We start from the raw sequence: 26,213 nt of genomic DNA on the forward strand, positions 1-26,213 counted from the left end.
GGCGTCCTCGGTTCAGTGCAGCGTCGCGAGATACGCGGCGAGATCGTCGGCATCGCGCGGCGCGAGCGCGATCGACGGCATCAGCGACTGCGGCTTGACCTGCTGCGCATGCGCGATCCAGCGGCGCAGGTTGTCGGGGGTGTTGTCGAGCGTGCCGGCCGCGAGCAGCCGGCGCGTGCCGACGTGCGTGAGATCGGGGCCCGCGTCGCCTGCGGCATCGGTGCCGCGCACCGCGTGGCAGCCGGCGCAGCGTGCGGCGAATACGCGCTGGCCGCGGCGTTCGGCCCCGGCGCCTGCCGCGGGTGCCGGGGCCGGTTGGCGCTGCGCGGCGAGCCACGCATGAAACGCGGCCGGCGGCTCGGCCACGACTTCGAACGCCATGTGCGCATGCTGCGCGCCGCAGTATTGCGAGCACTGGCCGCGATAGATGCCTGGCCGGTCTGCCTGCAGCCATTGACGATTGGTCTGGCCGGGAATCGTCTGGGTCTTGCCGGCGAGTTGCGGCACCCAGAACGCGTGGATCACGTCGGCGCTCTTCAGTTCGATCGCGACGGGTTGGCCCACCGGAATATGAATCTCGTTCGCCGTGACGAAGCCCCGGCCGTTCGCATCGTCCGGATAACGCACGGCCCACCACCAGTCCTGCGCGGTCACGGTGATCGTCAGCGTGGGTGGACGCGGCGGCGCCGCGACCGCACCCAGCACGCGCAGCATGTACACGAGCGCGCCGAACAGCAGCAGGATCGAGATCGCGGTGCCGACGGTCACGATCGTCAGCCCGCTGCCGTAGCCGCCGCCCGCCTGCGCGCGACGACGAAACAGCGCGATCAGCAGCAGCACGGCGATCGCGACGCACACGAACGTGCACAGCGCGAGCAGCGCCCAGCCGAGCACGAAGACCGGCTGCGCGGCGGGGCCGGCCGCATGCACGACGTACGCGAGCGGCAGCGGCGCGGCAGGATTGCCTGGCGCCGCAGGCTCGGCGGCCGCGCGCGCGACGACCGGCACGACCGCCCACGCGAACGGTGCGATGCGTGTAATACGACGCGTTTTCCTGAACGGCGGAACGAGCAACACGACTCCTTGCCGCATTCGGCGGCGTGACGACAGCCGTTCGCGGCAGAGCAAATTTCGTGCGCACGGGGCGCGCTCATAGGCAGCCTTGGGGTGCGGAATCGCGCGTGCCACGGCCCGTGCGTTACAGCCGGCTTGTAAATTGGGCGGCCGTTTATGGCACATGCCGGGGCGATACGGCTCGCATGGACGGCGGCATGCCGTTTGCTGCGCCCATCCCGTTCCGGCCCGCTATCGCGTGCCGGCCCGCATCGAACGAGGGGAGGAACCGACCGTGAAGACCGTCGCGATCACGGGCGCGAGCGCCGGCGTCGGTCGTGCGACCGCCCACGCGTTTGCGCGGCTCGGCGCGAACGTCGCGCTGCTCGCTCGCGATCCGCGCGCGCTGGACGACACCGCGAGCGAGGTGCGCGCGTATGGCGTCCGGGCGCTGCCGATCGCCGTCGACGTCAGCGATGCGGCCGCGCTCGACGCGGCGGCCGAGCGGATCGAACACGAGCTCGGGCCGCTCGACGTGTGGGTCAACAACGCGATGGTCACCGTGTTCGCGCCGTTCGATGCCATCTCGCCGGAAGACTATGCGCGCGTGACGGCCGTCACCTACCTCGGCTGCGTGTACGGTACGCGGGCCGCGCTGGCGCGGATGGCCCCACGCAACCGCGGCACGATCGTGCAGGTCGGCTCGGCCCTCGCGTACCGGTCGATTCCGCTGCAGGCGCCGTACTGCGGCGCGAAACACGCGATCCGCGGCTTCACCGACGCGCTGCGCTGCGAGCTGCTGCATGCACGCAGCCGCGTGCGCGTGACGATGGTGCAACTGCCCGCGATCGATACGCCGCAGTTCGACTGGGCCAAATCCGTGCTGCCGCACGCACCGCGTCCGGTCGCGCCGGTCTATGCGCCGGAGGTGGCGGCCGATGCGATCGTGCACGCTGCGCGGCATCCGTGCCGCGAGCGCTGGGTCGGCTGGTCGTCGCTGACGGCGATCGTCGCGAACGGCGTCGCGCCCGGCTGCTTCGACCGCTATCTCGCGCACACCGCCGTGCGCGGCCAGCAGCGCGCGGCGCCGGCCGGCCCGCGCGCATCGAACCTCTGGGCGCCGGTGCCGGGCCACCACGCGACACGTGGTGCATTCACCGACGAAGCGAGCCGCACGGGCGCCGAGGCCGGGCTCGGCGCGTCGCGCGCGCTTGCATTCGGCGCGGCCGTCGCGGTGCTCGCCGCTGCGTGTGCCGCCGCACGTAAATGGCGCCGATGAGCGCGATGCGGATCGAGGATTACGCACTCGTCGGTGACGGTCGCAGCGCCGCGCTCGTCGCGCGCGACGGCAGCATCGACTGGCTGTGCTGGCCGGACTTCGATTCGCCGCCATGTTTCGCCGCGCTCGTCGGTACGCCGGACAACGGCCGGTTCCGGATTGCGCCGCGCGAGCACGATGCCCGCACGACACGCCGCTATCTTCCGCGCACCGCGATCCTCGAAACGACGTTCGAAACGTCGTCGGGCTGTATCTCGATCACCGACTGGATGAGCTGGAACGTGCGCGATCCGTGTCTGATCCGCAGCGTGCGCGGCGAGCGCGGGACGGTCGACGTCGACATCGATCTCGGCGTGCGCTTCGACTACGGCAGCGCGTTGCCGTGGTGCCGGCGTTTGGGCCGGCGCTGGCGGATGATGACGGGCGGCGATGCGATGTGGCTCGACACGGATGCGCGGCTCGACGTGCAGAGCGACCGGCTGGTCGGCACGCGACGGATCGCGGCGGGCGAGCGGGTGGAGTTCTGCATCAGTTACGCGCGCTCGTTCGACCCGGCGCCGGCCGTGCCCGATCCCTACGCGTCGTTGCACGACACGCAGGCATTCTGGCGTGGCTGGTCGGATTGCAATGCCGCGAAGGGCCCGCATCGCGACGCGATCGAACGCGCGCTGATCACGGTGAAACTGCTGTCGAGCGTGCGCACGGGCGGCATCGTCGCGGCGCCGACCAGTTCGCTGCCCGAGCGCTTCGGCGGCAAGCGCAACTGGGACTACCGGTTCTGCTGGCTGCGCGATGCGAGCTTCACGCTGCGTGCGCTGGTGCGCTGCGGCTATCGCGACGAAGCCGCGCGCTGGCGCGACTGGCTCGTGCGCGCGATCGCCGATCATCCGTCGCAACTGCAGGTGCTGTATGCGGCCGACGGCGGCCGGCGCGCGGCCGAGTGGGAAGCCGTGCATCTGGCCGGCTACGAAGGCGCGAAGCCGGTGCGCTTCGGCAACGCGGCGGCCGACCAGTTGCAGCTCGACGTGTACGGCGAGGTGCTCGGGGCGCTGTACCAGGCGCGCCGGCACGGGCTGCCGCCCGATGACGACGCGTGGACGCTCGAGCGGAGGCTGCTCGAACATCTCGCGACGATCTGGCGCGAGCCGGACGAAGGCATCTGGGAAGTGCGCAGCGGCCGGCACCCGTTCACGTCGTCGAAGGTGATGGTATGGGTCGCGGTCGAAAGCGCGTACCGTTCCGCGCGCGCCTTCGGCCACCACGCGCCGCTCGACGTATGGCGGCGCTGGGCCGATGCGGTGCGTGCGGAGGTGCTCGGGCACGGCTATCACGCGCAGTGGAGCCGCTTCGTCGACCGCTTCGACGGCGACGGCATCGACGTCAGCCTGTTGCTGATTCCGTTGACGGGGATGCTCGATGCGTCCGACCCGCGCGTGGTCGCGACGGTCGCCGCGATCGAGCGCGAACTGATGAACGACGGCTTGCCGTTCCGCTATCGGCCGCCGCGTTTCGTGGACGGCTGCGAGGGCGACGAAGGCGCGTTTCTCCCGGCCGGCTTCTGGCTCGTGCAGGTGTACCGGATGCAGGGGCGCGACGACGACGCGCACGCGCTGTTCGAGCGGCTGCTCGGCCTGCGCAACGAGGTCGGGCTGCTGTCCGAGGAATACGACGTGACGGCGCGGCGCCTGTGCGGGAATTTTCCGTTCACGCTCGCGCAGGTCGGGCTCGTCAATGCGGCGCTCGCGTTGCAGGGCGACGGGCGGGACGACGTGGACATCGGTTAGGGTGTCGCGCCGTCCCGCACGCGTGTCTTACGATTCGCCTTTCCCTCCCTTGCCGCTCTTGCCGCCATGTTCGCCGTTGCCCGGCAGCACGGCCGACAACACCTGCCGCGCGGTCTCGACGATCACGTTGCCCTCGCGCGGGTCGCCTTTCACCAGCGTTTCGGCGAAATGCTTCGCCTGCTGCAGCGTCACGTGCGGCGGCAGCGGCGGAACTTCGGGGTCGCTCTTCACCTCGAGCACGACCGGCCGATCGGACGCGAGCGCTTCGTCCCACGCGGCGCCGAGCTGTTCCGGATCGTCGACGTAGATGCCCTTGAGGCCGAGCAGCGTCGCGAAGCGGTAGTACGGCACGTTCGGGATCTGCTGCGACGCGTCGAACTTCGGGTCGCCCTCCATCACGCGCTGCTCCCACGTGACCTGGTTCAGGTCCTCGTTGTTCAGCACCATGCAGATCCAGCGCGGGTCGGGCCACTGGCGCCAGTATTTGGCGACCGTGATCAGCTCGGCCATGTTGTTCATCTGCATCGCACCGTCGCCGACCATCGCGATCACCGGGCGCACCGGGTACGCGAACTTCGCGGCGATCGCGTAGGGCACCGCGGCGCCCATCGACGCGAGCCCGCCGGACAACGACCCCATCATCCCGCGCCGCATCATCAGGTCGCGCGCATACCAGTTCGCGCAGGAGCCCGAATCGCTCGTCAGGATCACGTCGTCGGGCAGGCGCGGCGACAGCTCGGTGAACGCGCGCTGCGGATTCACGCCGCGCCCCGCGCTGGCCTTCGCGGCCGCGCGCGCCGCGAGCGCGTCGTGCCAGTCTTGGTTCCATTGCGCGATCCGGTCGCGCCACGCGGTGTCGCGCCGCTCGTTCAGCAGCGGCAGCAGCGCGCGCAGCGTCTCGGCGCTGTCGCCGACGAGGTTGACTTCCATCGGGTAACGCAGGCTCAGCATGTCGGCCTTCAGGTCGATCTGCACGCCGCGCGCCTGGCCTTCCTTCGGCAGGAATTCCGAATACGGAAAACCCGAGCCGATAACCAGCAGCGTGTCGCATTCGGTCATCAGTTCGTAGCTCGGCTTGGTGCCGAGCAGCCCGATCGAGCCGGTGACCCACGGCAGGTCGTCCGGCAGCGCGGCCTTGCCGAGCAGCGCTTTCGCGGCGCCCGCGCCGAGCCGGTCGGCCACCGCGATCACCTCGTCGGTCGCCTTCAGCGCGCCGGCGCCGACCAGCAGCGCGACTTTCGAGCCCGCATTGAGCACGTCGGCCGCGCGCCGCAGGTCGTCCGCATACGGCACGACTTTCGGCGCGGTGTAGCCGACGCCCGAATGCACGGTGCCGTGCGCGCGCTTCGGCGGCGCGTAATCGAGCTCCTGCAGGTCGTTCGGCAGCACGAGCGCGGTGACCGTGCGCGCACCGAGCGCCGTGCGTACCGCGCGGTCCACCAGATGGCGCACCTGGCCCGGCACCGTTGCAAGCTGAACGAATGCGCCTGCAACGTCTTTGAAAAGCGCCGGAAGATCCACCTCCTGCTGATAGTGGCCGCCGAGCGCCGCGCGCGCCTGCTGGCCGACGATCGCGAGCACCGGCATGTGATCGAGCCGCGCATCGTACAGGCCCGTCACGAGGTGCGCGGCGCCGGGGCCCGAGGTCGCGACGCACACGCCGAGCTCGCCTGTAAATTTTGCATGCGCGGACGCCATGAAGGCCGCCATCTCCTCGTGGCGCGCCTGGATGAATTCGATCTTGCCGTCCGCGCGGTTCAGCGCGCCGAAAAAGCCGTTGATGCCGTCGCCCGGGTAGCCGTAGATGCGGCGCACGCCCCAGTCGTACAGCCGCTCGACGATGAAATCCGCCACTGTCGCCATGCCGTTTCTCCTTGGTTCGGGATGAGCCGATGCTAGGTTGCCGCGCAAGGCACGTGCCGCGCCGCGTGCGTCGGGCACAGCGGTTGCACGCGGCATCCGCACGCAAAAGCAAGCTGACCGGAGCACAACGATGGCACTTTCCGCCGCGCCGGCGATCGACGACGTACGCGCCCGCGCGTACCGCGTGCCGACCGACCGGCCCGAAGCCGACGGGACCTACGCATGGACCGCGACGACGATTGTCGTCGTCGAGATCGACGCGGGGCCCGTGACGGGGCTCGGCTATACGTACACCGACGCGAGCGCCGTGCCGCTCGTGGCGTCGCTGCTGGCCGGCGTGTTGCGCAACACGCCGGTGGTGGATATCCCGGCCGCGGTCGATGCACTGTGGCGCGCGGTGCGCAACGTCGGCCGCAGCGGGGTCGCGGCGACCGCGATTTCGGCGCTCGATGTCGCGTTGTGGGACGCGAAGGCGAAACTCGCCGACGTGCCGCTCGCACTGCTGCTGGGCCGTCTGCGTGACCGCGTACCGGTGTACGGCAGCGGCGGCTTCACGACTTACGATGCGCCGACGCTCGCCGCGCAGCTCGACGGCTGGCGGGACGAACACGTACGCGCATGCAAGATCAAGATCGGCGCGGAGGATGTGCACGATCTGTCGCGCGTGCACGCGGCGCGCGATGCACTCGGCCCAGGAGTGGATCTGTTCGTCGATGCGAACGGCGCGTATGCGCCGCGCACCGCGCTCGCGTTCGCGCAGGCCGCCGCCGCTTGCGACATCCGCTGGTTCGAGGAACCCGTCAGCAGCGACGACGTCGCCGGGCTGCGATTCGTGCGCGAGCACGTCGGTGCGGGAGTCGACATCGCCGCCGGCGAATACGCGTATACGCCCGACGATTTCCGGCGCTTGCTGGAAGGCCACGCAGTCGACGTGCTGCAGGCCGACGCGACACGCTGCGGCGGCGTCAGCGGTTTTCTCGCGGCCGCGGCGCTGGCCGATGCGTATCACGTCGACCTGTCCGCGCATTGCGCGCCCGCGCTGCACCGGCACGTTGGATGCGCGGCGCCGCGCCTGCGTCACGTCGAATGGTTTCACGATCATGTCCGCATCGAGCGGATGCTGTTCGACGGTGCGCCGACGCTCGTCGACGGCGCACTGGAAATCGACGCGACGCGCGCCGGGCTCGGCCTCGAATTGCGCGCCGCCGACCTGCTGGATTTCGCGCGCTGAATCCCGACAAGGAGGAACGATGCGACACCCCCGACATCGCGCCGACGAGCGTGACAGGTTGCTGGCCGACGCCGCGCGACTGTTGAACCGCAGCGCGTTGCTGCTGGCCGGCTCGGTGCTCGCCGACAGCGGCGTCGAGCACTATCGCGGCACTTTTCACAATCGCGCGATGCTCGCGCCACTCGCGATGTCGATGCTGTCGGTGATCGCGAGCGTGCACGGTCACGCGGACGACACGCCCGCGCGCCATCGGCTGCGCGACGCGGTGCACGTCGCGTCGGCCGCGGTGGGCGTCGCCGGCTCGGCGTTCCACCTGTACAACGTGACGAAGCGCCCCGGTGGATTCAGTTGGCACAACCTGTTCTACGGCGCACCGCTCGGCGCGCCGTTCGCGCTGCTGCTGTCGGGCGCGCTGGGCGCGGCGGGCGAGCGGCTGCGCGAGAGCCCGGCCGACGCGCCGCGGCTCGCCGGACTGCCGGCCGGGCGCGCGCTGGCCGCACTGGTCACGGCGGGCCTGATCGGCACGCTCGGCGAAGTCGGGCTGTTGCATTTTCGCGGCGCATTCCAGCATCGCGCGATGTTTGCGCCGCTCGTCGTGCCGCCGCTCGCCGCGCTGGCGACCGCGCAGCTCGCGCTATCGCGCCCGCGCGCCGACCGACGCTTCTGTCGCGGATGGCTGCGCGCGACGGCCGTGCTCGGGTGCGTCGGCGTTGCCTTCCATGCGCGCGGCGTCGCGCGGCAGATGGGCGGCTGGCACAACTGGTCGCAGAACCTGCTGTCGGGCCCGCCGCTGCCGGCGCCGCCGAGCTTCACCGCGCTCGCGATCGCGGGGCTCGCCGCGACCGCGCTCGCCGAACGGGAGGCGCCATGAGCGACGTGAACCGCAAGCCCATCGCGCGGCCGCGCTACCCGGGCTACGACGTGCTCGCCAAGCGCGATACGCCGTCGTGGAACGACGCGACGCGGCGCGCAATCGATGCGCGGCTGCGCGTCGCGGCCAATGCGCCGCGCTATCTGGACTCCGAACGATTCGCGACGCTCGGCGCGTTGTGCGCGCGCATCGTCCCGCAGCAGCCGGGCGGCGCTGGCGCGATTCCGACCGCGGCATTGGTCGACGCGCGGCTCGCGGCCGACGGCGGCGACGGCTATCGCGATGCACGCCTGCCGCCGCTGCGCGCTGCCTGGCAGACGGGTCTCGCCGCGCTCGACGCGATGGCGCGGCACGCGTATGGCTGCCTGTTCGCGGCGCTCGGTCCATGCGATGCCGATGCATTGCTGCAGGCGGTCCAGAAAGGCGACGTCGATCCGCAGGTAGCGCCGGCCTGGGCCGGCATGGACCCGCACACGTTTTTCATGAAGCGCGTGCTGATGGATATCTGCGGCGCGTATTACGGCCATCCGTTCGCGTGGAACGAGATCGGTTTCGGCGGCCCCGCGAGCCCGCGCGGCTACGTGCGGATGGACTTCAACCGGCGCGACCCGTGGGAAGCGGAAATGCGCGTGGAGGAGGGCGATCGCGATGGCCGCCGATGATCCGCTGCCCGCCCCGACGCCGCGCGGCCGCGACGGCCGTGCGCCCGATCCGTTGCGCGTCGGCGGCTGGTCGCCGATGCGGATGTTCCGCGACGACGATGCGGTCGACTTCGTGATCGTCGGCACCGGCGCCGGCGGCGGCACGCTCGCGTGCAAGCTCGCCGAATACGGTTTCTCGGTCGTCGCGCTCGATGCGGGCGCCTGGTGGCGGCCGCTCGAGGAATTCGCGTCGGACGAGACGCATCAGCACAAGCTGTTCTGGACCGACGAGCGGATCTGCGACGGCGCCGATCCGCTCACGCTCGGCACCAACAACAGCGGCCGGGCGATCGGCGGCAGCACCGTGCATTTCGCGATGGTGTCGCTGCGCTTCCGGCCCGAGTGGTTTCGCTCGCGCAGCGCGCTCGGCTACGGCGTCGACTGGCCGCTCGACTGGCGCGAGATGTGGCGCTACTACCGTGAGGTCGAACAGGCGTTGAAGATCAGCGGGCCGGTGAACTACCCGTGGGGCCCGCCGCGGCCGCGCTACCCGTATCGCGCACACGAACTGAATGCGGCCGCGCTCGTGCTCGCGCGCGGCGCGGAGGCCATGGGCATCGACTGGACGCCGACGCCGCTCGCGACGCTGTCCGCGCCGCGCGGCCGCGCGCATCCGTGCGTGTATCGCGGCTTCTGCATCGCCGGTTGCGCGACCAATGCGAAACAGAGCGCGCTCGTCACGTGGATTCCGCGCGCGGTCGCGGCCGGCGCCGAAGTGCGCGATCTCGCGATGGCGCTGCGGATCGACGCCGAAGGCGATCGCGTGACCGGCGTGCACTACCGGCGCGACGGCCGCACCCGGTTCCAGCGCGCGCGCAACGTCGTCGTCGCCGGTTATGCGATCGAGACGCCGCGCCTGTTGCTGCTGTCCGCGAACGGGCGCCATCCGCAGGGGCTCGCGAACAGCTCGGGTCTCGTCGGCCGCTACCTGATGGCGCAGCTCAACCAGGCATCGTGGGGGACGATGGACGACGAAGTGCGCTGGTACAAGGGGCCTCCGTCGCTGTCGATCACCGAGCACTGGAACTACGCGGACGACGGCAAGGACTTCTTCGGCGGCTACTGCTGGATGAGCCAGGGGCCGCTGCCGATCGAATGGGCGCGCAAGGTCGCCGCGCGCGGGCTGTGGGGCGATGCGCTCAAGCGCGAGATGGCGCGCTACAACTTCCAGGCCGGCCTGAAGATCGTCGGCGAGACGCTGCCGCGCGCGGACAACCGCGTGACGCTCGCCGACGAGCGCGACGCGTTCGGGCTGCCGGTCGCGCGCGTCACCTATTCGTACGACGACAACGACCGCCGGATGATCCGCCATGCGCTCGCGCAGATGGCGCGTTCGCTGGAAGCGGCCGGCGCGCGCGACATCTGGCACGAGGAAGACGATACCTGCCATCTCGCCGGCACCGTGCGGATGGGCGACGACCCGGCGACGAGCGTCGTCGACGCCGACTGCCGAAGCTGGGACATCCCGAACCTGTGGGTGTGCGACGGCTCGGTGTTTCCGACGGTGGGCGGCGTGAATCCGTCGCTGACGATCCAGGCGATCGCGTGCCGTACCGCCGACCGCATCCGCGCGCTGGTGGCACGCGGCGACGCGCATGCGCGTGCGCGATGGCGGTGAATCGCGCGGCGCGGCTCCGCCAACGGCCGGTACGACGTGTGCGTGCGAGAGAGGGCGCCGTACGCGAACCGTTCAATCTCTTGTCGAGGATTCATCTCATGCCTGCATTCAACCGTTCATCCATACGCCGTTCTGCCGCCTGCGCACTGCTGGCCGCGTGCGCGTCGGCGCTACCCGCGGCCGGACAGTTGCGCCCGCCCAATCCCGCCAGCGTGCCCGACACGTCCACGCAGGCGTTCAAGCGCGCCGACCGAAAAATGATGGAAGCGATGGAGAGTGCGCCGTACACGGGCGACGCCGATCGCGATTTCGTCTCACACATGGCGCCGCATCACCAGGGCGCGATCGACATGGCGCAGGTCGAGCTCAAATACGGCAAGGACCCGACGCTGCGGCAGCTCGCGAGCCGGATCGTCGCCGCGCAGCGCGACGAGATCGCGTTGATGGAGCGCTGGCAGAAGGAGCACGGCAAGACGCCGTGAACCGCGATGCGAGACGGCGACAGGCAGCCGGCTGTACCGACGGTTCGGCATCCGATGAGTGGCGATATCGGACACGCGCCGAGGCGATGGCCGTGCGTCCTATCGGCCGCGACAGGAGGCGCGATGCATGGACGGTAAGCACGAGACGGCAGGCTGCTCGATCGACAGCGTGGCCGACTACATGGCCGTGATCGGCGCGCAGCGGCAGACGATGGCGCTGCGGCTCTTTCGCGGCCAGTGCAACGCCGGCTGGCCGCTCGTTCCCGGCATCGCGCGGCAGCGCGCGTCGCCCGACGTCGAGGCGCGGATGCTCGAAGAATTCACGCGGCGCGCGCTGCCGCATCTCGAACCCGGGCAGAACCTCGATGCGTGCGACTGGCTCGCGCTCGCGCAGCAGCACGGGATGCGCACGCGCCTGCTCGACTGGTCCGGCAACGCGCTGGCCGCGCTGTGGTTCGCGGTCCGGCGCGCGGGCGAATCCGGCGGCGACGGCGTGGTGTGGTGCCTGTCGCACGACGCCGACGACATCGCGACCGCCGCCGAACGGCGCGCGCCGCTGCAGGTCACGCGCACCAAGGTATTCCGGCCGCGCCACGTGATGCCGAGGATCACCGCGCAGGACGGCTGGTTCACGATTCACTGTTACGACGCCGGGGCCGAGCGCTTCGTGCCGCTCGACGAGCATGCGGACTTCGCCGGCCGCCTGATGCGCATCGTCGTGCCGGGCGCCCGGTTCGCGACGATCCGGCAGGAACTGGCCGGCGTCGGCGTGAGCATCGCGACGATCTTCCCCGATCTCGACGGCATCGCGCAATTGACCGACGCGCGCTATTTCCCGGACGACGAGGACACACACGCGCCGCGGTAAAGCCCACACGGGCTGCCGGCCGGGCACGCGCGATGCTTGTCTCGACGGCGCGTGCACGGGACCGAACCCCAAGCGCCTTGCTTGCGACCGGTTCGCGGCGGGCGGCGCGGCGGCTCCTGCGCGCATTCAAACAGAACATCGAATCCGGAGGCTTTCATGCGCGAACCCAACGAACCACCGAGCGAGCGTCGCGACACGGCGTGCGGGCCCGGTGCCGGTTCCCGGCCGTCCGGGCACGCCGTCACCCGCGCGTTCGAACGGTTTGCATCGAGCGTGACCACCTGGGCCGGCTCGCCGGTGGCGTTCGGCAGCGCGGTCGCGATCACCGTGCTGTGGCTCGTGAGCGGGCCGGTGTTTCATTACTCCGACGCGTGGCAACTCGTGATCAACACCGGCACCACGATCATCACGTTCCTGATGGTGTTCCTGCTGCAGCGCAACCAGAACCGCGACAGCGTGGCGCTGCACCTGAAACTCGACGAACTGCTCGCGGTCACGCGCGCCGCGAGCGACCGGCTGATCGGGATCGAGGATGCGTCGGAGGAGGAATTGCGCGCGTTGGCGCAGACCTACGTCGAGATGGCGCAGCGCGCAGCCGAGCGCGGCGAGGACGAACCGGCCGGCAAGCGCGCGGAAACGACCGACGCGCCGCCCGAATCGTGATCGTCGGATCTTCCGATCGAGCGAGGCGCGGCCCGATGATTTTTCAAACGTTTGTCGTTTCGGTCGGCACACCGCGGCGCGACGGCTCGCATGCGCCGCTCGCAGCAGGGAACGGCACGTGCTGCATGCCGAAACGAAGCCCGGTCGTTCCGGGTATTGCCTACGGTGCCTTCATGAACTCCAGAACCCCTTCGAATCCGTTGCTGAATCTTGCGGTGGCCGTCGCTTGCGGGGCCGCCGCGATGTACTTCCTCGATCCGGCGTCCGGCCGGCGCCGACGCGCTTACCTGCGCGACAAGGCGGTTGCGGGCCGGCACGACGTGGCCGATTATGCGAATACGCAGGTGAAGCGGGCGGCCGACCATGCGCGCGGCGCGATCGCCGGCCTGCGGGCGGACTGGCTCGCGGGCGATGCGAGCGACGTGCAGGTGGCCGAGCGCGTGCGTGCGGCGCTTGGCCGGCTCGTCGCCCGTCCGCGCGACATCGACGTGAGCGTCGAGCGCGGCAACGTGTGCCTGACCGGACAGGTCGAGGAAGCCGAACGTCAGGCGCTGATCGACGGCGTCGCCGCGCTGCATGGCGTGCATCACGTCGAGGACGCGATGGGCGCGCGCAGCGAATACAAGGCGTCGCCCGACGGCCATTCGCACTGACGCGGCCGCGGCTGCCCGCACCGGCGGGGGGCCGGTGAACGAGTACGACACGCATTCGGCGCACGCACGGCTGCCGGCACGACGGCAGCCTGGCGCCCCAACCGGAGCAAGCCCATGATCGACCGCCAGCCCCCCGACACGACGCCTCCGCCTCCGGAGCCCGGCGCGCACGACGCGCTCGAACACTTGCTCGGCAGCCTGCATCGGCACGGCTTCCTGCGCTTCGCGAACGAGGTCGTCAGCGCGAACGCGCGACTGGCCGACACGTTCGTCGACGCGCTCGACAAGCCCGGCATGCAGAGCGGCATGGAGAATCTCGCGGTGCTCGTGACGGCGCTGTCGCGCATTCCGCCGGAACAGTTCAGCCGTGCCGCATTCGCGGCAGCCGACGCGCTGCATCACGTCGGCTCGTGGCAGCCGTCTCAGCACGAGCATGTCGCGCCCGGCGTGCGCGGCGTCTACCGGCTGCTGCACGACGAGGCGCTGTGGGATGCGTTGACGCCGCTGCTCGAAGGGCTGAAGGTCTTCGCGCAAGGGCTCGCGCGCGATGCCCGGTCGCCGGTCGCCGGCCTCAACGAGACGACGAAAGGCGCGTGAGCGCGCGCGGTTGCAGGTCGCTCGCGGCGCACAGGCCGGCGAACTGACGGATGATGCGCTGCGTCGGCGCGCTGGCCGGCCAGTGCGATACCGCGTCGATACCGACCCAGCGGCACAGCGCGATTTCCCGGCCCGGGCACGCGTGCGCGCCGCGCGGCAGGCTCGCGACGAAGACGTGATGGCGTTTCACGCTGCCGTCCACGTAGAAGAAATACGCGAGTTCGAGATCGGCGAGCCCCGTTTCCTCCCGAAGTTCGCGATGCGCGGCGTCGAGCGCCGATTCGCCGCGCCGAATCACGCCGCCCGGCAACGTCCAGCGCGACGCTCGCCCGCGCGCGACCAGCAGCACACGCTGGTTGCGATGGCAGATGATCGTGGCGCGTTCCTTGGCCAATGGCGCCAAGGGCACCGCGCGAACAGGGAAATCGGCCGGGTCGGGTAGCGTCATGCAAGGCAGGCGGCGGGTGATTGAAAGATCCATGACCCTGTACAGCAACGTGCATGCCCGCTTCGCCGCCGCGCTGCCCGGCATGCGAACGTTTCGGCGCCACGCGCTGATCGTCGTCCGCGATTTTTCAACGGCTTGTCATTTCTGCCGCCGGCCGTCGAGGGCGGACGAGCGGTGCGGCGCGACGTGCGACCTATCGCGAGTCGTCCGGTTCGTCGGGCCGATGCGGTGGCGTTCCGCTTTCCGGCTCGGTCGGCTTGCCTTCGGCGGGGTCGTGGGTGCTGCGCGGCGGCGGCGTGCCCGTGCCGCGGCGCTTGCCTTCGGGGCCGGGCGTGCTGTCGCCGCGATCTTCGCCGCGTGTATCGGTGTCGAGCGAGGTGGAGCGTGTCATGGTTCGCGAGTCCTGTCGGGGGCGGTCGAAGTGCACGCGTCGCGCATCCTGCATGCCGCGGTCGGACGAAGCAGGTGGCCGGGCCCGCCGTTTGCTTGATCGCGCGCTTGAGGTCGGCGCGAGCAATGTCGCCCGCGGCCGCCGCCTGGAGCCCCGTTTCATGCCCGATGCGATCCTGTGCCCGTTGTCCGTTCGTGAGCGATGGTGCGTCGCGGTCCGGCGCGCGTTGACGCCCGGACCGCGACGCACCGGCGCGCCGGACGCGTTCGCGCCGGCGGTGGCCGGTGTCGCCCTGTCGACGCCGATGAGGCCGATGCGCGTGCCGTGGCCGGCGTTAGCGCCTGCGTTCGAGCGCTGGTCCACCGCCATCGCCCGTGCAGGCGACGGCCAGTCCGGCGGCGGCAGCGGCTCGGGCGCCGCGCCAGGCCGCAACGGCGAGCACTCGACCGACGCGCCGGGCGGCGGCGGCGGCGACGACCATCCGCACGACGATCGCGGCGGCCGCACCGGCGGCGACGGGGATGGCAACGACGGCGACGGCGAACGCAAGCGGCCCGGCAAGAAGCCGCTGATCATCCTGGGCGCGGTGGTGTTGGTGCTGCTCATCGGCGGGCTCGTGTGGTGGTTCGCGACGCGCAACCAGGAAAGCACCGACGATGCGTATACCGACGGCAACGCGATCGCGGTCGCGCCGCACGTGTCCGGCTACGTGACGCGCCTGGCGGTCGACGACAACACCTTCGTGCGGCGCGGCGACGTGCTCGTCGAGATCGATCCGCGCGACTACCGCGCGCAGGTCGACGCGGCGCAGGCCCAGCTCGGTCTCGCGCAGGCGCAGCTCGACGCGGCGCGCGTGCAGCTCGATATCGCGCGCGTGCAGTATCCGGCCCAGTACCGGCAGGCGCGCGCGCAGATCGAATCGGCGGAAGCCGCGTACCGGCAGGCGCTCGCCGCGCAGTCCCGCCAGCGGGCGGTCGATGCGCGCGCAACCTCGCAGCAGGCGATCGACGCGGCCGATGCGCAGCGCGCGACCGCCGACGCGAACGTCGCGATGGCCCAGGCGCAGGCGCGCACCGCGAGCCTCGTGCCGCAGCAGATCCGGCAGGCCGAGACGGCCGTCGAGGAACGCCGCCAGCAGGTGCTGCAGGCACGCGCGCAGCTCGAGACGGCCAACCTGAACCTGTCGTACTGCGAGATGCGCGCGCCGTCCGACGGCTGGGTCACGCGGCGCAACGTGCAACTGGGCTCGTTCCTGCAACCTGGCACGTCGATCTTCTCGATCGTCACGCCGCGCGTGTGGGTCACCGCGAATTTCAAGGAGTCGCAGCTCGAGCGGATGCGCATCGGCGACCGCGTCGACGTGTCGGTCGACGCGTATCCCGATCTCGACCTGCACGGCCACGTCGACAGCATCCAGCTCGGCAGCGGCTCGCGCTTCTCCGCGTTCCCGACCGAGAACGCGACCGGCAACTTCGTGAAGATCGTGCAGCGCGTGCCGGTGAAGATCGTGCTCGATGGCCCGCTGCCGACCCGTCCACCGCTCGGTCTCGGCCTGTCGGCCGTGCCGACCGTTCACCTCAAATGACCGGCCGCCGTGCCGCGGCCGGTGTCGACCGGAGCGATCCGATGCCCGATACCCGCATGCCGTTCCCGTTTCGCGAGGCCCGCCGATGAGCCGGCCGCCCGAGCGCGGCGGCGCGTCCGGCGGCACCTGGCGACCCGCCGCGAACCCGTGGCTCATCGCGATCGTCGTCACGCTCGCCGCGTTCATGGAAGTGCTCGACACGACGATCGTCAACGTCGCGCTGCCGCACATCGCCGGCACGATGTCGGCGAGCTACGACGAGGCGACCTGGACGCTCACGTCGTATCTCGTCGCGAACGGCATCGTGCTGCCGATTTCGGGGTTCCTCGGGCGGCTGCTCGGCCGCAAGCGCTACTTCCTGCTGTGCATCGCCGCGTTTACCGTGTGCTCGTTCCTGTGCGGCGTCGCGACCAACCTCGGCGAACTGATCGTGTTCCGCGTGCTGCAAGGGCTGTTCGGCGGCGGGCTGCAGCCGAACCAGCAGTCGATCATCCTCGATACGTTTCCGCCCGAGCAGCGCAACCGCGCGTTCTCGATCTCGGCGATCGCGATCGTCGTCGCGCCGGTGCTCGGGCCGACGCTCGGCGGCTGGATCACCGACCATTTCTCGTGGCGCTGGGTGTTCCTGCTCAACGTGCCGATCGGCGCGCTGACCGTGCTCGCGGTGATGCAGCTCGTCGAGGACCCGCCGTGGCGGCGCGGCGCCGAACGCGGGATCTCGATCGACTACATCGGCATCGGGCTGCTCGCGATCGGCCTCGGCTGCCTGCAGGTGATGCTCGATCGCGGCGAGGACGAGGACTGGTTCGGCTCGAACTTCATCCGCGTCTTCGCCGTGCTGTCCGTGCTCGGGCTGGTCGGCGCGACGCTGTGGCTGCTGCGTACGAAGAAACCGGTGGTCGACCTGTCGTGCCTGCGCGACCGCAATTTCGCGCTCGGCTGCGTGACGATCGCGACGTTCGCGGCCGTGCTGTACGGCAGCGCGGTGATCGTGCCGCAGCTCGCGCAGCAGCGTCTCGGCTACACGGCGACGCTCGCGGGGCTCGTGCTGTCGCCCGGCGCGCTGCTGATCACGCTCGAGATTCCGCTCGTGAGCCGGCTGATGCCGCACGTGCAGACGCGCTATCTGGTCGGATTCGGCTTCGTGCTGCTGTGCGGCTCGCTGATCTATTCGCGCACACTGGTGCCGGACATCGATTACACGCACCTGATGATGATCCGGTGCGCGCAGTCGCTCGCGATCGGCTTCATGTTCGTGCCGATCACGACGCTCGCGTACCTGACCGTGCCGCAGCGGCTCAACGACGATGCGTCCGCGCTGTTCACGATGTTCCGCAACGTCGCGGGCTCGATCGGCATCTCGGTGTCGACCGCGCTGATCCGCGAGCGCACGCAGGCGCGCATGGCGCACCTGTCCACGCACATGTCGACGCTGTCGCAGAACTTCCAGGACGCGTTGCAGGAGAATGCGCGCGCGATCGGCGCGCTGACGGGCGCGCAGCCGTCGGCCGCGCTGCAGACCGCGAACGGGCGGCTGTACCAGACCTTCATCGAACAGGCGACGATCCTCGCGTATATCGACGTGTTCGCGATCCTCGCGGTGTTCTGCGCGTTCAGCATTCCGCTGACGTTCCTGTTCTCGTCGGCGAAGGCCGCGGGCGGCGCGGGAGGGCATTGACGATGACGATGCATCGACGCGGCCGTCGCCGACATTCGCTACCTGCACGCGGGATCGCCGCGATGCTCGCCGCCTGCGCGGTGCTGGCGGGCTGTATCGTCGGACCGGATTTCAAGCCGCCGCAGGCGGACGCGCCGGCCAACTGGCATGACTTGCAGGCCGCGAACGCGGCATCGCCGGCATCGGGCGCGTCAGCGGCATCGGCTGCATCGGCCCCCGGCGCGCATGCGCCGTCGTCGCCGGTGACGAGCGCCGATCCCGATCCGCGCTGGTGGCGCGCGTTCGGCGATCCGTTGCTCGACCAGCTCGTCGAGCGTGCCGCACATGACAACCTCGACGTGCAGGCCGCCGTGCTGCGCATTGCCCAGGCACGCGCGCAGGTCCGCGCGGCCGCCGCGCAGGGTTTGCCGGACGTGCGTGCGACGGCGAGCTACCAGCGCGAACAACTCGGCCTGAAAGGGATCGTCGAGGAGCAGGGCATCGACCAGCGGGTCGATCGTCTCGGCGCGCCGGGCTCGCCGCTCGACCGGTTCGGGCCGGGCACCGGCGCGAGCGTGCAGCAAGGCGCGCGCGGCGCGCTCGATGCGCTCGAAGCGCCGGTCAACCTGTGGCAGGCCGGGTTCGACGCATCGTGGGAGCTGGACCTGTTCGGCCGGGTGCGTCGCTCGGTCGAGGCGGCCGGCGCGCAGACGAGCGCGGCGATCGCGAGCCGCGACGATGCGCTGCTGTCGCTGGAGGCCGAAGTCGCGCAAACCTATCTGCAACTGCGCGGCGCGCAAGCGCAGCGCGCGCTGGCCGACGATCTGCAACGCGCGCAGCGTGAACTGCTCGACCTGACGCGCGAGCAGGCCGCGCACGGTCTCGCGAGCGATCTCGACGTGCGCAGCGCCGACGCGCGGCTTGCGCAGATTCGCGCGCAACTGCCGCAGTTCGACCAGCAGATCGTGCTGCTGCGCAACGGGCTCGCGTATCTGGTGGGCGGCGCGCCGGGCGCGCTCGACGACTGGCTCGACGCGCCGCGCGCGTTGCCGGACGTGCCGCCGACCGTGCCGGTCGGGCTGCCGTCGACGCTCGCGCGCCGGCGGCCCGACATCCGACGCGCGGAGGCCGAACTGCATGCGGCCACCGCCGACGTCGGCGTCGCGGTCGCGCAGTTCTATCCGGACATCTCGTTGACCGGGCAAGTCGGGCTGCGTGCGTCGCACGTGCGCGAACTCGCGCACTGGTCGCACCTGTTCTATTCGTTCGGGCCGGCCATCTCGCTGCCGATCTTCTCCGGCGGGCAGCTCGTGTCGAACCTGCGGCTGTCGCAGGCGCGCCAGGCGGAAGCCGCGCTCGCCTACCGACAGGCCGTGCTCGTCGCGCTGCGCGACGTCGACAATGCGCTGGCCGTGTACCGCACCGACCAGGCGCGCGCGGCCGCGCTCGACGATGCGGTGAAGGCCGAACAGGGCGCGCTGGATCTCGCGCGCGATCGCTACAGGAAAGGGCTGTCGCCGTTCCTCGACGTGCTGGACGCCGAGCGGCAATGGTCGGAAGGTCGGCAGCAGGCCGAGCAGGGCGCGTTGCAGAAGACGACCGATCTCGTCGCGCTGTACAAGGCGCTCGGCGGCGGATGGCAGGCTGGCTCGGGCACGAACTCGGATGCGGGGGCAGAGGCGGCACGCACCAGATAGCCGCAAGCGCGTGCCGGGCTTCGCGAGCCGCGCTCGCGCAACGTCGTTCGCCGGCCCGCGCGCGGCTTCAATCCCATGCGTGCTTGCTGAACTGATAGCCCTTCGAGCGGATGGTCTTGATCCGTTTCGGTTCGTTCGCATCGTCGCGCAGCTTGCGGCGCAGCTTCGAGATGCGGCCGTCGATCGAGCGATCGAGGCCGTCGAACGCGATGCCGCGCAGCAGCAGCGTCAGGTCTTCCCGGCTGACCACCTCGCCCGCGCGGCATACGAGCGCCCACAGCAGGTCGAATTCGGTCGACGTCAGGCGCGGCATGCTGCCGTCGGGAAGATGTACGCGACGGTCGGCCCGGTCGATCGAGAACTTGCCGAACACGTATCGCTGCGGCGAATCCGGCACGGGCTCGCCGGCCGGCACGCGCGTACGCCGTAACTGCGCCTTGATCCGCGCGAGCAGCAGGCGCGGCTCGACCGGCTTGCGGAGAAAGTCGTCCGCGCCGAGTTCCAGGCCGAGCAATTCGTCGAACGGCTCGTCGCGGCCCGTCACCATGATGACGATGCCGTCGTAATGCATGCGCGCCTCGCGGCAGATCTCGAAGCCGTCCTTGCCCGGCAGGTTGACGTCGAGCAGCACGAGATCGGGGCGGCTCGCGACGATCGCCGGCACCGCGCCGGCGCCGTCGAACAACGTCTCGACCCGGTAATGATGCTTGCGCAGATAGTCGGCGATCAGCGCGGACAGCGGGACGTCGTCTTCGACGAGCAGGATTCGAATGGGCATCGGTAAACGAAGGGGCAAAACGGGAAGGTGGCGAGCGGTCAGGCCCAGTCCGAACGCGTCGTAGCCGAAGCGACGTGGATGATACTGCGCAACATTCCGACGAAATGTGACGAAATCTGGATCGTTCGGTGAGCTTAGCTGTGGGCCAATCGCTGCCGCCGGGTGGAAAGCGCGGGGTGGGGAGCGTCAGGCCGCTTGTGAGGTTGAAACAGGTCGATGCGAGGTCCGGCGCGGCGCGCGCGATGATGCGCGAGCGGGCATCCTTCAGACGAAAACGTTTGCGCCGATCCGGCGTCGGCGAACCTCGCTTGCACCGGCCGAACCCAGGCCAGGCAAGGTTAGTCGACATATCATTACAAAATATTACCGACGTTGGCGTGTCTCGGTCCCTACAATTCCCGAACCTGACTTACGCGCATCGCATACTGCGATGGCATCTGCTCTCCGGTTACATCGACCGCCGGTTTCGACGACACGTCGAGTCAGGCGGCTCGCGTGCGGAACCGGGATGCGCGCGGGTCGGATCGATGTCGCATCGGCTCGCGACGGGCCGGCAAGCGGACAAGACGAATGATTCACGGAAATCACGGGATTCACGGGGAAGCGAAATGACGCCGTTGCAAGTCGTCCTGAGTCTCGATGCACTCACGCATGCGATCGAAGCCGCGGTGGCGCGCGCCGACTGGAACGAGGCCGTCCGCGCTGCCGAGATGCGTTCGGCGTTCATCGTTGCGCTTGCACCCGATCAACCGGACGAGGTCATGTCGGCGCTGATGAAAGTGCAGGAGATCGATGTCCGGATCTCCACCGTCGCGCGCGAAACGCTGGAGGCGCTCCTCGCGGAGGGCTGGACGGCGTTGCACGCAACCCGCGCGGCAACGAACGCGCTGAGGGTGCAGCAGCGGTCGCTCGAGACCGGCGCCGCGGCAACGCGACATTGAGATTCGTTTCCTTCGGTGGCGGCATGAGATTCAGAAAACGCACGAGTCAGGTCGATGCAACACGATGGTTCGCCGAGGGCGACCATGAACGGGTAGAGCGTCGTGAGGGCAAGTGGGCGGTCGCGACGCCGGAAGGCTGGCGATCGGTGAAGCCGGGCGACTGGATCGTGCGCGATGAATGCGGCAACTGCTGGCCGATGGAAGACGGCCTCTTCATGCATTGCTACGAACCGGCAGCCGACTGACCCGGCTGCCGGTTCGCCGCGCTTACCGGCTCTTGCGCGAGAACATCAGCGAATCGGCGTCGTTGAAGCGGATGCGCCGCGGCTCGCCGTAACCGGCTTTCTCCGCGACCCGGATCGAGGCGACGTTGGTCGGCGCGATCAGGCACACGCTGCGCTCGAACCGCTGCTGTGCGTCGAGCCATGCGAGCGCGGCCGCGAGCGCCTCGGTCGCGTAGCCATTGCCTTGCGCCCACGTCGCCAGCGCCCAGCCGGCTTCCGGTACGCCGCGAATCGGCGGCTCGATGTTCCGATGAAAATCCGCGAAGCCGAGATCGCCGACATAACGGCCCGACGCCTTTTCGCGAATCGCCCAGTAGCCATAGCCGAGCAGCGGCCACAGCCCGCGATACGCGAGCATGCGCATCCACGAGTCGCGCGGTGTGGAGGGCGTGCCGTTGAAGATGTGCGCGACGACGCCGGGCTCCGCCCACATCGCGGCGAGTGCGTCGAAGTCGCCGAGCGGATGGCCTTCGAGAATCAGGCGCGGCGTGTCGAGAACGGGCGGGGACGAGACGGGTGGCACGGCGCTGAATGTCATCGGGCGTTCCATGAGGGAAAGCGGCACGGTTGCCGCGCTTGGGCTCCGTACGATACCGCGTAAACGGCGAGCGGGGCGCAATGCCCCGCCCGCATCGGGGCATGACGTGCGATCGTGCCCGTCCCGTAGGGTCGTTACTTGCGGCTTTTCAGGAAGGAACGCCCTTCGGCCGTGATCGACGCGCCGGAACGGCCGTGCACGGGATGGCTGACGAACCCGGCGCTGACGAGTTCCCGCGCGACCGACCAGCCGAGCGCCGGCGCATCGCGGCCGTAGCGAACATCGGCGAGGCGTTCGAGCGCCCAGATCGCGGAGGCCGACAGGTTGGGGGTATTGGACGTGAGATTGTCGTTCATCGCTTCCTCGGGAAATGGCGTTTCGGGATGGACGGCGCGTGGCCGCGGGATCGGCGGCGCAAGCGTCAGCCTGCTTGCAGCAACGGCAACAGCGCCTGCAGCGCCGCTTCCTCGTCGGGGCCGGTGGCGAGCACCTGGACCGACGTGCCGCCGTGAACCTGCAGCGACGCGATCGCGCCGCTGTCTTTTGCGTTGCTGCCGTGCCCGTTCGCGATCAGCTGGATATCGCTGTCGAAACGGCGTGCCGCGTCGACGGTCGCGTCGCGCGCGGCGCGGCCTCGATTGCGGTTCCATGCGGGGCCGATTTGAACGTACACGACAGTTGCCACGATGCTGGAAAGCCTCCGGACAGGTGGACGGGGCGGCGCGCGACCTGCACGGTGGCGCGCGTGTTGCGGACATCGGGCGGCCGGCATGTCACGATTTCCCGCAGGGTCGCGGGGCGCCGGCCGGGCGGAGTGCGCGCGCCATTCGGCGCGAACATGCCGACATCCGCTGCGAAGGCGCATTCAAGTGCGCGGATTGTCGGGAAGTGGGTGATTATAATGCATCGGGCATATCATGTGAATTGTATTATAATGCCGTGTGCGCCTCTGGCGGCCCGTGGCACTGCCGGCGGCCGCATGGCGGCGCATCCGGGCATGCAACCTGCTCGCCCGGCATCGTCGATCGACCCGAACCTCTCCCCGAATGGAAGCTGCAATGAATGCCCCCGCCTGCCCGCAATGCGCGATGGAGAACACTTACCCGGATGGCACACTGACCGTGTGCGCGGACTGCGGCCATGAATGGTCGGCCGACGCCGGCGCCGAGGCCGGCGACGAACCGGCGGGCGACGTCGTCAAGGACGCCAACGGCAACGTGCTGTCGGACGGCGATTCGGTCGTGCTGATCAAGGACCTGCGCGTGAAGGGTTCGTCGATCACGCTGAAAATGGGCACCAAGGTCAAGAGCATCCGGCTCGTTGGCGGCGATCATGAAGTCGACTGCAAGACCGACATGGGCGGCTTCATGCTGAAGGCGTGCTATCTGAAGAAGGTCTGAGCGCACGGTTCAGGCAGCCGCTGCAGCCGCGTTTTCATCCGCCGCATTTCCAGCCGATTACCCGCACATGGCCGAGGATCGAACTTCCTACGACGCGTTCGTCAGGTTCCTGGCGACGCCGCTGAACGACGGCCGGCCGTTCGTGCTGGAGACGCAGCACGCGGTCTCGCTGCACTTCGATCATTTCGGCACCCAGAGCTTCATGTCGCTGCGCGATCCGGTGCGGCTCGCGCTCGGCTATACGCGCGTGATGATGGGTTTCCTGCTGTTGCAGGCCGAGCCGGCGCACATCTGCATGCTCGGGCTCGGCGGCGGGTCGCTCGCGAAGTACTGCTACCGCTACCTGCCGGGCACGACGCTCGACGCGGTCGAGATCAATCCGGACGTGATCGCGCTGCGCGACGTGTTCAGGATTCCTGCCGATGATGCGCGTTTTCGCGTGGTGTGCGCGGACGGCGCGGATCATCTCGAGCGGGCGGACGTCCGGACGGACGTGATCCTGCACGATGCGTTCGTCGCCGACGGGAGGCGCGGGCGCTGTACGGGCGGCACATTTCTCGATATGTGCCGCGCGCGCCTGAGCGAATCCGGCGTGCTCGCGATCAACTTCATGGACGACGATCCGGCCTTGCCGGAGCACCTCGAGCAACTGCGATCGGTATTCGGTTCGTCGTATGCGCTGGTGCCGTGTGGCGACGACAACAACTTCGTTGCATTCGCGTGGAAGGACGGCAGCCGGCTGCCGTCGTTGCGTATCCTGCTGGAGCGGGCGCTCGCCTGCCCGCAGGCCGGCGAACTGAAGCTTGCTGCCACCGCGCGGCGCATGAAGCACGGCGAGGGCATCGATCCGCGGCGGCTGGTGTGGCGTGCGCAATCGCACGAACGTTGGGAGATCGGCGCGTAACGGTGCCGGGGTGCCGGGGGTACCCGGCCGGCGCCGCGCGGCCTTGACGGCCGCGCTTACTTCACGCGCTTGCCGATCGCGCTGCGGGTCTTGTACGTGACGCCGTGCCGGTTGAGATATTCGCGGATCAACTGCCGGACGACTTGCGACGGCGTAAGATCCTGCTCCGCGCAGAGCATCTCGAAGGCTTCCTTCTTCGCGGGATCGATCAGGACGGTCAGGCGGGCGGTTTTCGTTTCCATGACGGGGCGAGGGTGGTCGGTATGTTAATCAAATTATAATCGATCCGCTTTCGGCGCTACCGCGCACGCACCGCGCGCACTGCCCGTGGCGCACCATCAGCGTTGGCTGCGCAGCAGCGCGAGCAGGTCGTCGATCACCGGCACGATGGCGAGCGTGACGAGCACCGCGGCGAGCGGCACCGTCGACACGTAGCCCACATGCTTGAAGCCGATGGCGCCGGCCAGGCCGCCGACGAAGAACGACGCGAGCATCGTCGCGTGTATCCGCAGTTTCGAACGGTTGGCGATTACCGCGTGCGCGTCGACGTCGATGGCCGAGCGGTTCCAGTAGAACAGCTTCCCGAGCTCGATGCCGAGGTCGGTCACGATGCCCGTGATGTGCGTCGTGCGGATTTCCGCGCCGGACAGCTTCGTGATCGTCGCGTTCTGCAGCCCCATGATGAAGCACAGCAGCGTCACGGTCACCGGCACGAAGAACGTTTCCCACAGCGCGAGGTGGCTGCCGAGCAGACCGAACAGCAACAGCAGCGCGGCTTCGACCAGCAGCGGCAGCATGAACTGGCTGTGCAGGCCCCGGCGGCGCCCCCAGTTGACGAGGATCGCCGAGCAACTGGCGCCGATCAGGAACGACCCCAGCGAGCTGATGCCGGCGAGCGCGAGCCGCACGTCGCCGAGCGCCGTCTGGTCGGCGATCGCTGACACGATGCCGCTCATGTGCGACGTGTATTGCTTGACCGCGAGAAAGCCGCCGGCATTGGCCGCGCCGGCGACGAACGCGAGCGAAAACCCGAGCTGGCGGTTCGCGGTCGCGCTGCGGTGTTTTCCCGTCAGGTTTCGAAAGTACTGCGCTGGCATAAGGGCTTCGCTCGATCGTCGCGGATTCGCGGGCACAGGCGGAAAACCGGTGCCGGGCGGCGTGACGGGCACGCGGCTTGCACCGGATACCGGGCTGTCGAATCATGTGATGAACATGATAATGTCATTATCATACCCTGTTGGCCGGATGGTGCTTTCAGTACAATGGTGCAATGCGCCACCGGCCGGCTGTTTCGCCGCTGCGCGGCGCGCGCCTGCGATTTCCTTCTGCCCACCGCTTCATGACCCCGATCAAGTTCATCCTTCGCTACACGGCGATCCCGTTCACGGCCATCGTCGCCGTGGTGATCTGGACTGTCATACCATCGTCGAAAGAGATCGATGCGAGACAATACGCGGCGCTGTCGCGCGCGTACGCGAGTTTCCCGCTGCCGTTTAGGCGCGAGATCTCGGACACGATGGCGCACGGCACGATCAACGACCGGCGCTACCAGGCGCTGGTGCGCGATTCGCTGGGCAATGGCGTCGCGCTGGACTGGCCGGCGTCGGGCGTCGGCGGAGTCGCCGACGAGCGGCAAAAACTGGCCGAACTGATTCAGGCCGATTCGGATCTTCAAAGGCAACGGCAATGAAAACCCTGCTGGTTTCTGTGGCATTCGCGATGATCATCGCGAGCCTGATCTTCGCGCTGTACTTCATGAATCACGATCGCGGCAAGTCCAAGCGGATGGCGTGGTCGCTCGCCGCGCGCGTCGGGTTGTCGGTCACGCTGTTCCTGTCGCTGCTGATCGCGTACAAGCTCGGCTGGATCGAGCCGACCGGGTTGCCGATCGGGCGCTGACGCGCGGTTGCCGCGCCGGGCGGTTCGA

At 69.4% G+C, this 26,213-nt stretch carries 30 protein-coding genes; 20 read left to right on the forward strand and 10 right to left on the reverse strand.

Annotated elements, in window-relative coordinates; all coding sequences use genetic code 11:
* Positions 1–12: 12 nt before the first annotated feature.
* Positions 13–1,074 carry a cytochrome c oxidase subunit II gene (gene coxB, locus SY91_RS33770; RefSeq protein ID WP_023477962.1) on the reverse strand — a complete coding sequence of 354 codons (1,062 nt, stop codon included), beginning with the start codon at positions 1,072–1,074 and terminating at the stop codon, positions 13–15.
* A 274-nt stretch (positions 1,075–1,348) separates the two neighbouring features.
* Here coxB and SY91_RS33775 point away from each other — a divergent pair, with 274 nt between their 5' ends.
* Together SY91_RS33775 and SY91_RS33780 are read left to right on the forward strand one after the other, a co-directional pair.
* Positions 1,349–2,332, forward strand: coding sequence for an SDR family oxidoreductase (locus SY91_RS33775; protein WP_023477961.1), 984 nt, complete (start codon positions 1,349–1,351; stop codon positions 2,330–2,332).
* On the forward strand, positions 2,329–4,116 hold the full coding sequence (locus SY91_RS33780) for a glycoside hydrolase family 15 protein (protein WP_023477960.1): 1,788 nt from the start codon (positions 2,329–2,331) through the stop codon (positions 4,114–4,116). Before SY91_RS33775 ends, SY91_RS33780 begins: the two co-directional genes overlap by 4 nt.
* 27 nt (positions 4,117–4,143) lie before the next feature.
* Here SY91_RS33780 and SY91_RS33785 read toward each other — a convergent pair whose 3' ends face one another.
* On the reverse strand, positions 4,144–5,979 hold the full coding sequence (locus SY91_RS33785) for a thiamine pyrophosphate-requiring protein (protein WP_023477959.1): 1,836 nt from the start codon (positions 5,977–5,979) through the stop codon (positions 4,144–4,146).
* 130 nt (positions 5,980–6,109) lie between these two features.
* On the opposite strand from SY91_RS33785, the gene SY91_RS33790 reads away from it, so the two are divergent.
* The 9 genes from SY91_RS33790 (at position 6,110) to SY91_RS33830 (ending at position 13,663) form a co-directional block, all read left to right on the forward strand.
* Entirely contained in the window at positions 6,110–7,210 is a 1,101-nt protein-coding gene (locus tag SY91_RS33790) for an enolase C-terminal domain-like protein (protein WP_023477958.1), read from the forward strand.
* 19 nt (positions 7,211–7,229) lie between these two features.
* The gene (locus tag SY91_RS33795; protein ID WP_185921487.1) at positions 7,230–8,081 is read left to right on the forward strand and encodes a hypothetical protein; all 852 of its coding nucleotides are present in this window, start codon (positions 7,230–7,232) and stop codon (positions 8,079–8,081) included.
* Complete coding sequence (locus SY91_RS33800) at positions 8,078–8,743, forward strand: gluconate 2-dehydrogenase subunit 3 family protein (protein ID WP_023478051.1); 666 nt, start codon at positions 8,078–8,080, stop codon at positions 8,741–8,743. Before SY91_RS33795 ends, SY91_RS33800 begins: the two co-directional genes overlap by 4 nt.
* Entirely contained in the window at positions 8,730–10,400 is a 1,671-nt protein-coding gene (locus tag SY91_RS33805) for a GMC family oxidoreductase (RefSeq protein ID WP_023478050.1), read from the forward strand. The genes SY91_RS33800 and SY91_RS33805 overlap by 14 nt, the downstream gene beginning before the upstream one ends.
* A 98-nt stretch (positions 10,401–10,498) precedes the next feature.
* Positions 10,499–10,882, forward strand: a complete 384-nt coding sequence (locus SY91_RS33810) for a DUF305 domain-containing protein (RefSeq protein WP_023478049.1) — start codon at positions 10,499–10,501, stop codon at positions 10,880–10,882.
* A gap of 127 nt (positions 10,883–11,009) precedes the next feature.
* Positions 11,010–11,750 (forward strand): FRG domain-containing protein, encoded by a 741-nt coding sequence (locus SY91_RS33815; protein ID WP_023478048.1) that lies wholly within the window; start codon positions 11,010–11,012, stop codon positions 11,748–11,750.
* Positions 11,751–11,906: 156 nt separating this feature from the next.
* The gene (locus SY91_RS33820) at positions 11,907–12,413 is read left to right on the forward strand and encodes a low affinity iron permease family protein (RefSeq protein WP_023478047.1); all 507 of its coding nucleotides are present in this window, start codon (positions 11,907–11,909) and stop codon (positions 12,411–12,413) included.
* Positions 12,414–12,586: 173 nt separating this feature from the next.
* Positions 12,587–13,066, forward strand: coding sequence for a BON domain-containing protein (locus tag SY91_RS33825; RefSeq protein WP_027806235.1), 480 nt, complete (start codon positions 12,587–12,589; stop codon positions 13,064–13,066).
* Positions 13,067–13,180: 114 nt separating this feature from the next.
* Complete coding sequence (locus tag SY91_RS33830) at positions 13,181–13,663, forward strand: hypothetical protein (protein ID WP_043888669.1); 483 nt, start codon at positions 13,181–13,183, stop codon at positions 13,661–13,663.
* Here SY91_RS33830 and SY91_RS33835 read toward each other — a convergent pair.
* Both SY91_RS33835 and SY91_RS33840 read right to left on the reverse strand, forming a co-directional pair.
* Entirely contained in the window at positions 13,638–14,111 is a 474-nt protein-coding gene (locus tag SY91_RS33835) for an NUDIX hydrolase (protein ID WP_043888668.1), read from the reverse strand. The genes SY91_RS33830 and SY91_RS33835 overlap by 26 nt on opposite strands.
* A 193-nt stretch (positions 14,112–14,304) precedes the next feature.
* Positions 14,305–14,502 carry a hypothetical protein gene (locus SY91_RS33840; RefSeq protein ID WP_023478045.1) on the reverse strand — a complete coding sequence of 66 codons (198 nt, stop codon included), beginning with the start codon at positions 14,500–14,502 and terminating at the stop codon, positions 14,305–14,307.
* Between the two features lie 160 nt (positions 14,503–14,662).
* Between SY91_RS33840 and SY91_RS33845 the strand changes: the two genes are divergently transcribed.
* The 3 genes from SY91_RS33845 to SY91_RS33855 all read left to right on the forward strand — a co-directional run bounded on the left by SY91_RS33845 (position 14,663) and on the right by SY91_RS33855 (position 19,441).
* Entirely contained in the window at positions 14,663–16,087 is a 1,425-nt protein-coding gene (locus tag SY91_RS33845; RefSeq protein WP_185921488.1) for an HlyD family secretion protein, read from the forward strand.
* Positions 16,088–16,172: 85 nt separating this feature from the next.
* Positions 16,173–17,765: a DHA2 family efflux MFS transporter permease subunit gene (locus SY91_RS33850; RefSeq protein ID WP_185921489.1), complete on the forward strand. Its 1,593-nt coding sequence runs from the start codon at positions 16,173–16,175 to the stop codon at positions 17,763–17,765.
* A gap of 2 nt (positions 17,766–17,767) precedes the next feature.
* On the forward strand, positions 17,768–19,441 hold the full coding sequence (locus SY91_RS33855; protein ID WP_185921490.1) for an efflux transporter outer membrane subunit: 1,674 nt from the start codon (positions 17,768–17,770) through the stop codon (positions 19,439–19,441).
* 67 nt (positions 19,442–19,508) lie between these two features.
* Here the strand turns inward: SY91_RS33855 and SY91_RS33860 are convergent, their stop codons facing one another.
* A complete protein-coding gene (locus tag SY91_RS33860) occupies positions 19,509–20,219 on the reverse strand; it encodes a response regulator (RefSeq protein ID WP_027806241.1) in 711 nt (236 codons plus the stop codon).
* A 608-nt stretch (positions 20,220–20,827) separates the two neighbouring features.
* On the opposite strand from SY91_RS33860, the gene SY91_RS33865 reads away from it, so the two are divergent.
* The gene (locus tag SY91_RS33865; protein WP_043887713.1) at positions 20,828–21,160 is read left to right on the forward strand and encodes a hypothetical protein; all 333 of its coding nucleotides are present in this window, start codon (positions 20,828–20,830) and stop codon (positions 21,158–21,160) included.
* Positions 21,157–21,405, forward strand: a complete 249-nt coding sequence (locus tag SY91_RS33870) for a hypothetical protein (RefSeq protein WP_226241330.1) — start codon at positions 21,157–21,159, stop codon at positions 21,403–21,405. The genes SY91_RS33865 and SY91_RS33870 overlap by 4 nt, the downstream gene beginning before the upstream one ends.
* Positions 21,406–21,427: 22 nt before the next feature.
* Here SY91_RS33870 and SY91_RS33875 read toward each other — a convergent pair whose 3' ends face one another.
* From SY91_RS33875 to SY91_RS33885, 3 genes are all read right to left on the reverse strand, one after another.
* On the reverse strand, positions 21,428–21,994 hold the full coding sequence (locus tag SY91_RS33875; protein ID WP_012336702.1) for a GNAT family N-acetyltransferase: 567 nt from the start codon (positions 21,992–21,994) through the stop codon (positions 21,428–21,430).
* Between the two features lie 122 nt (positions 21,995–22,116).
* Positions 22,117–22,338, reverse strand: coding sequence for a hypothetical protein (locus SY91_RS33880; protein ID WP_023476579.1), 222 nt, complete (start codon positions 22,336–22,338; stop codon positions 22,117–22,119).
* Between the two features lie 65 nt (positions 22,339–22,403).
* The gene (locus tag SY91_RS33885) at positions 22,404–22,655 is read right to left on the reverse strand and encodes an HPr family phosphocarrier protein (RefSeq protein WP_023476580.1); all 252 of its coding nucleotides are present in this window, start codon (positions 22,653–22,655) and stop codon (positions 22,404–22,406) included.
* Positions 22,656–23,028: 373 nt separating this feature from the next.
* Between SY91_RS33885 and SY91_RS33890 the strand changes: the two genes are divergently transcribed.
* Positions 23,029–23,382 carry a zinc ribbon domain-containing protein YjdM gene (locus SY91_RS33890; RefSeq protein ID WP_404990004.1) on the forward strand — a complete coding sequence of 118 codons (354 nt, stop codon included), beginning with the start codon at positions 23,029–23,031 and terminating at the stop codon, positions 23,380–23,382.
* Positions 23,383–23,449: 67 nt separating this feature from the next.
* Positions 23,450–24,286 (forward strand): spermidine synthase-like protein, encoded by an 837-nt coding sequence (locus SY91_RS33895; RefSeq protein WP_023476582.1) that lies wholly within the window; start codon positions 23,450–23,452, stop codon positions 24,284–24,286.
* Between the two features lie 56 nt (positions 24,287–24,342).
* Here the strand turns inward: SY91_RS33895 and SY91_RS33900 are convergent, their stop codons facing one another.
* Positions 24,343–24,528, reverse strand: coding sequence for a ribbon-helix-helix protein, CopG family (locus SY91_RS33900; RefSeq protein ID WP_023476583.1), 186 nt, complete (start codon positions 24,526–24,528; stop codon positions 24,343–24,345).
* Between the two features lie 96 nt (positions 24,529–24,624).
* Positions 24,625–25,383, reverse strand: coding sequence for a YoaK family protein (locus SY91_RS33905; RefSeq protein WP_023476584.1), 759 nt, complete (start codon positions 25,381–25,383; stop codon positions 24,625–24,627).
* Between the two features lie 242 nt (positions 25,384–25,625).
* On the opposite strand from SY91_RS33905, the gene SY91_RS33910 reads away from it, so the two are divergent.
* Together SY91_RS33910 and SY91_RS33915 are read left to right on the forward strand one after the other, a co-directional pair.
* Complete coding sequence (locus SY91_RS33910) at positions 25,626–25,976, forward strand: hypothetical protein (RefSeq protein WP_027806248.1); 351 nt, start codon at positions 25,626–25,628, stop codon at positions 25,974–25,976.
* Complete coding sequence (locus SY91_RS33915) at positions 25,973–26,185, forward strand: twin transmembrane helix small protein (RefSeq protein WP_006489184.1); 213 nt, start codon at positions 25,973–25,975, stop codon at positions 26,183–26,185. The genes SY91_RS33910 and SY91_RS33915 overlap by 4 nt, the downstream gene beginning before the upstream one ends.
* Positions 26,186–26,213 lie beyond the last annotated feature (28 nt).

It is taken from the genome of Burkholderia cenocepacia (assembly GCF_014211915.1).
GTDB lineage: Bacteria > Pseudomonadota > Gammaproteobacteria > Burkholderiales > Burkholderiaceae > Burkholderia > Burkholderia orbicola.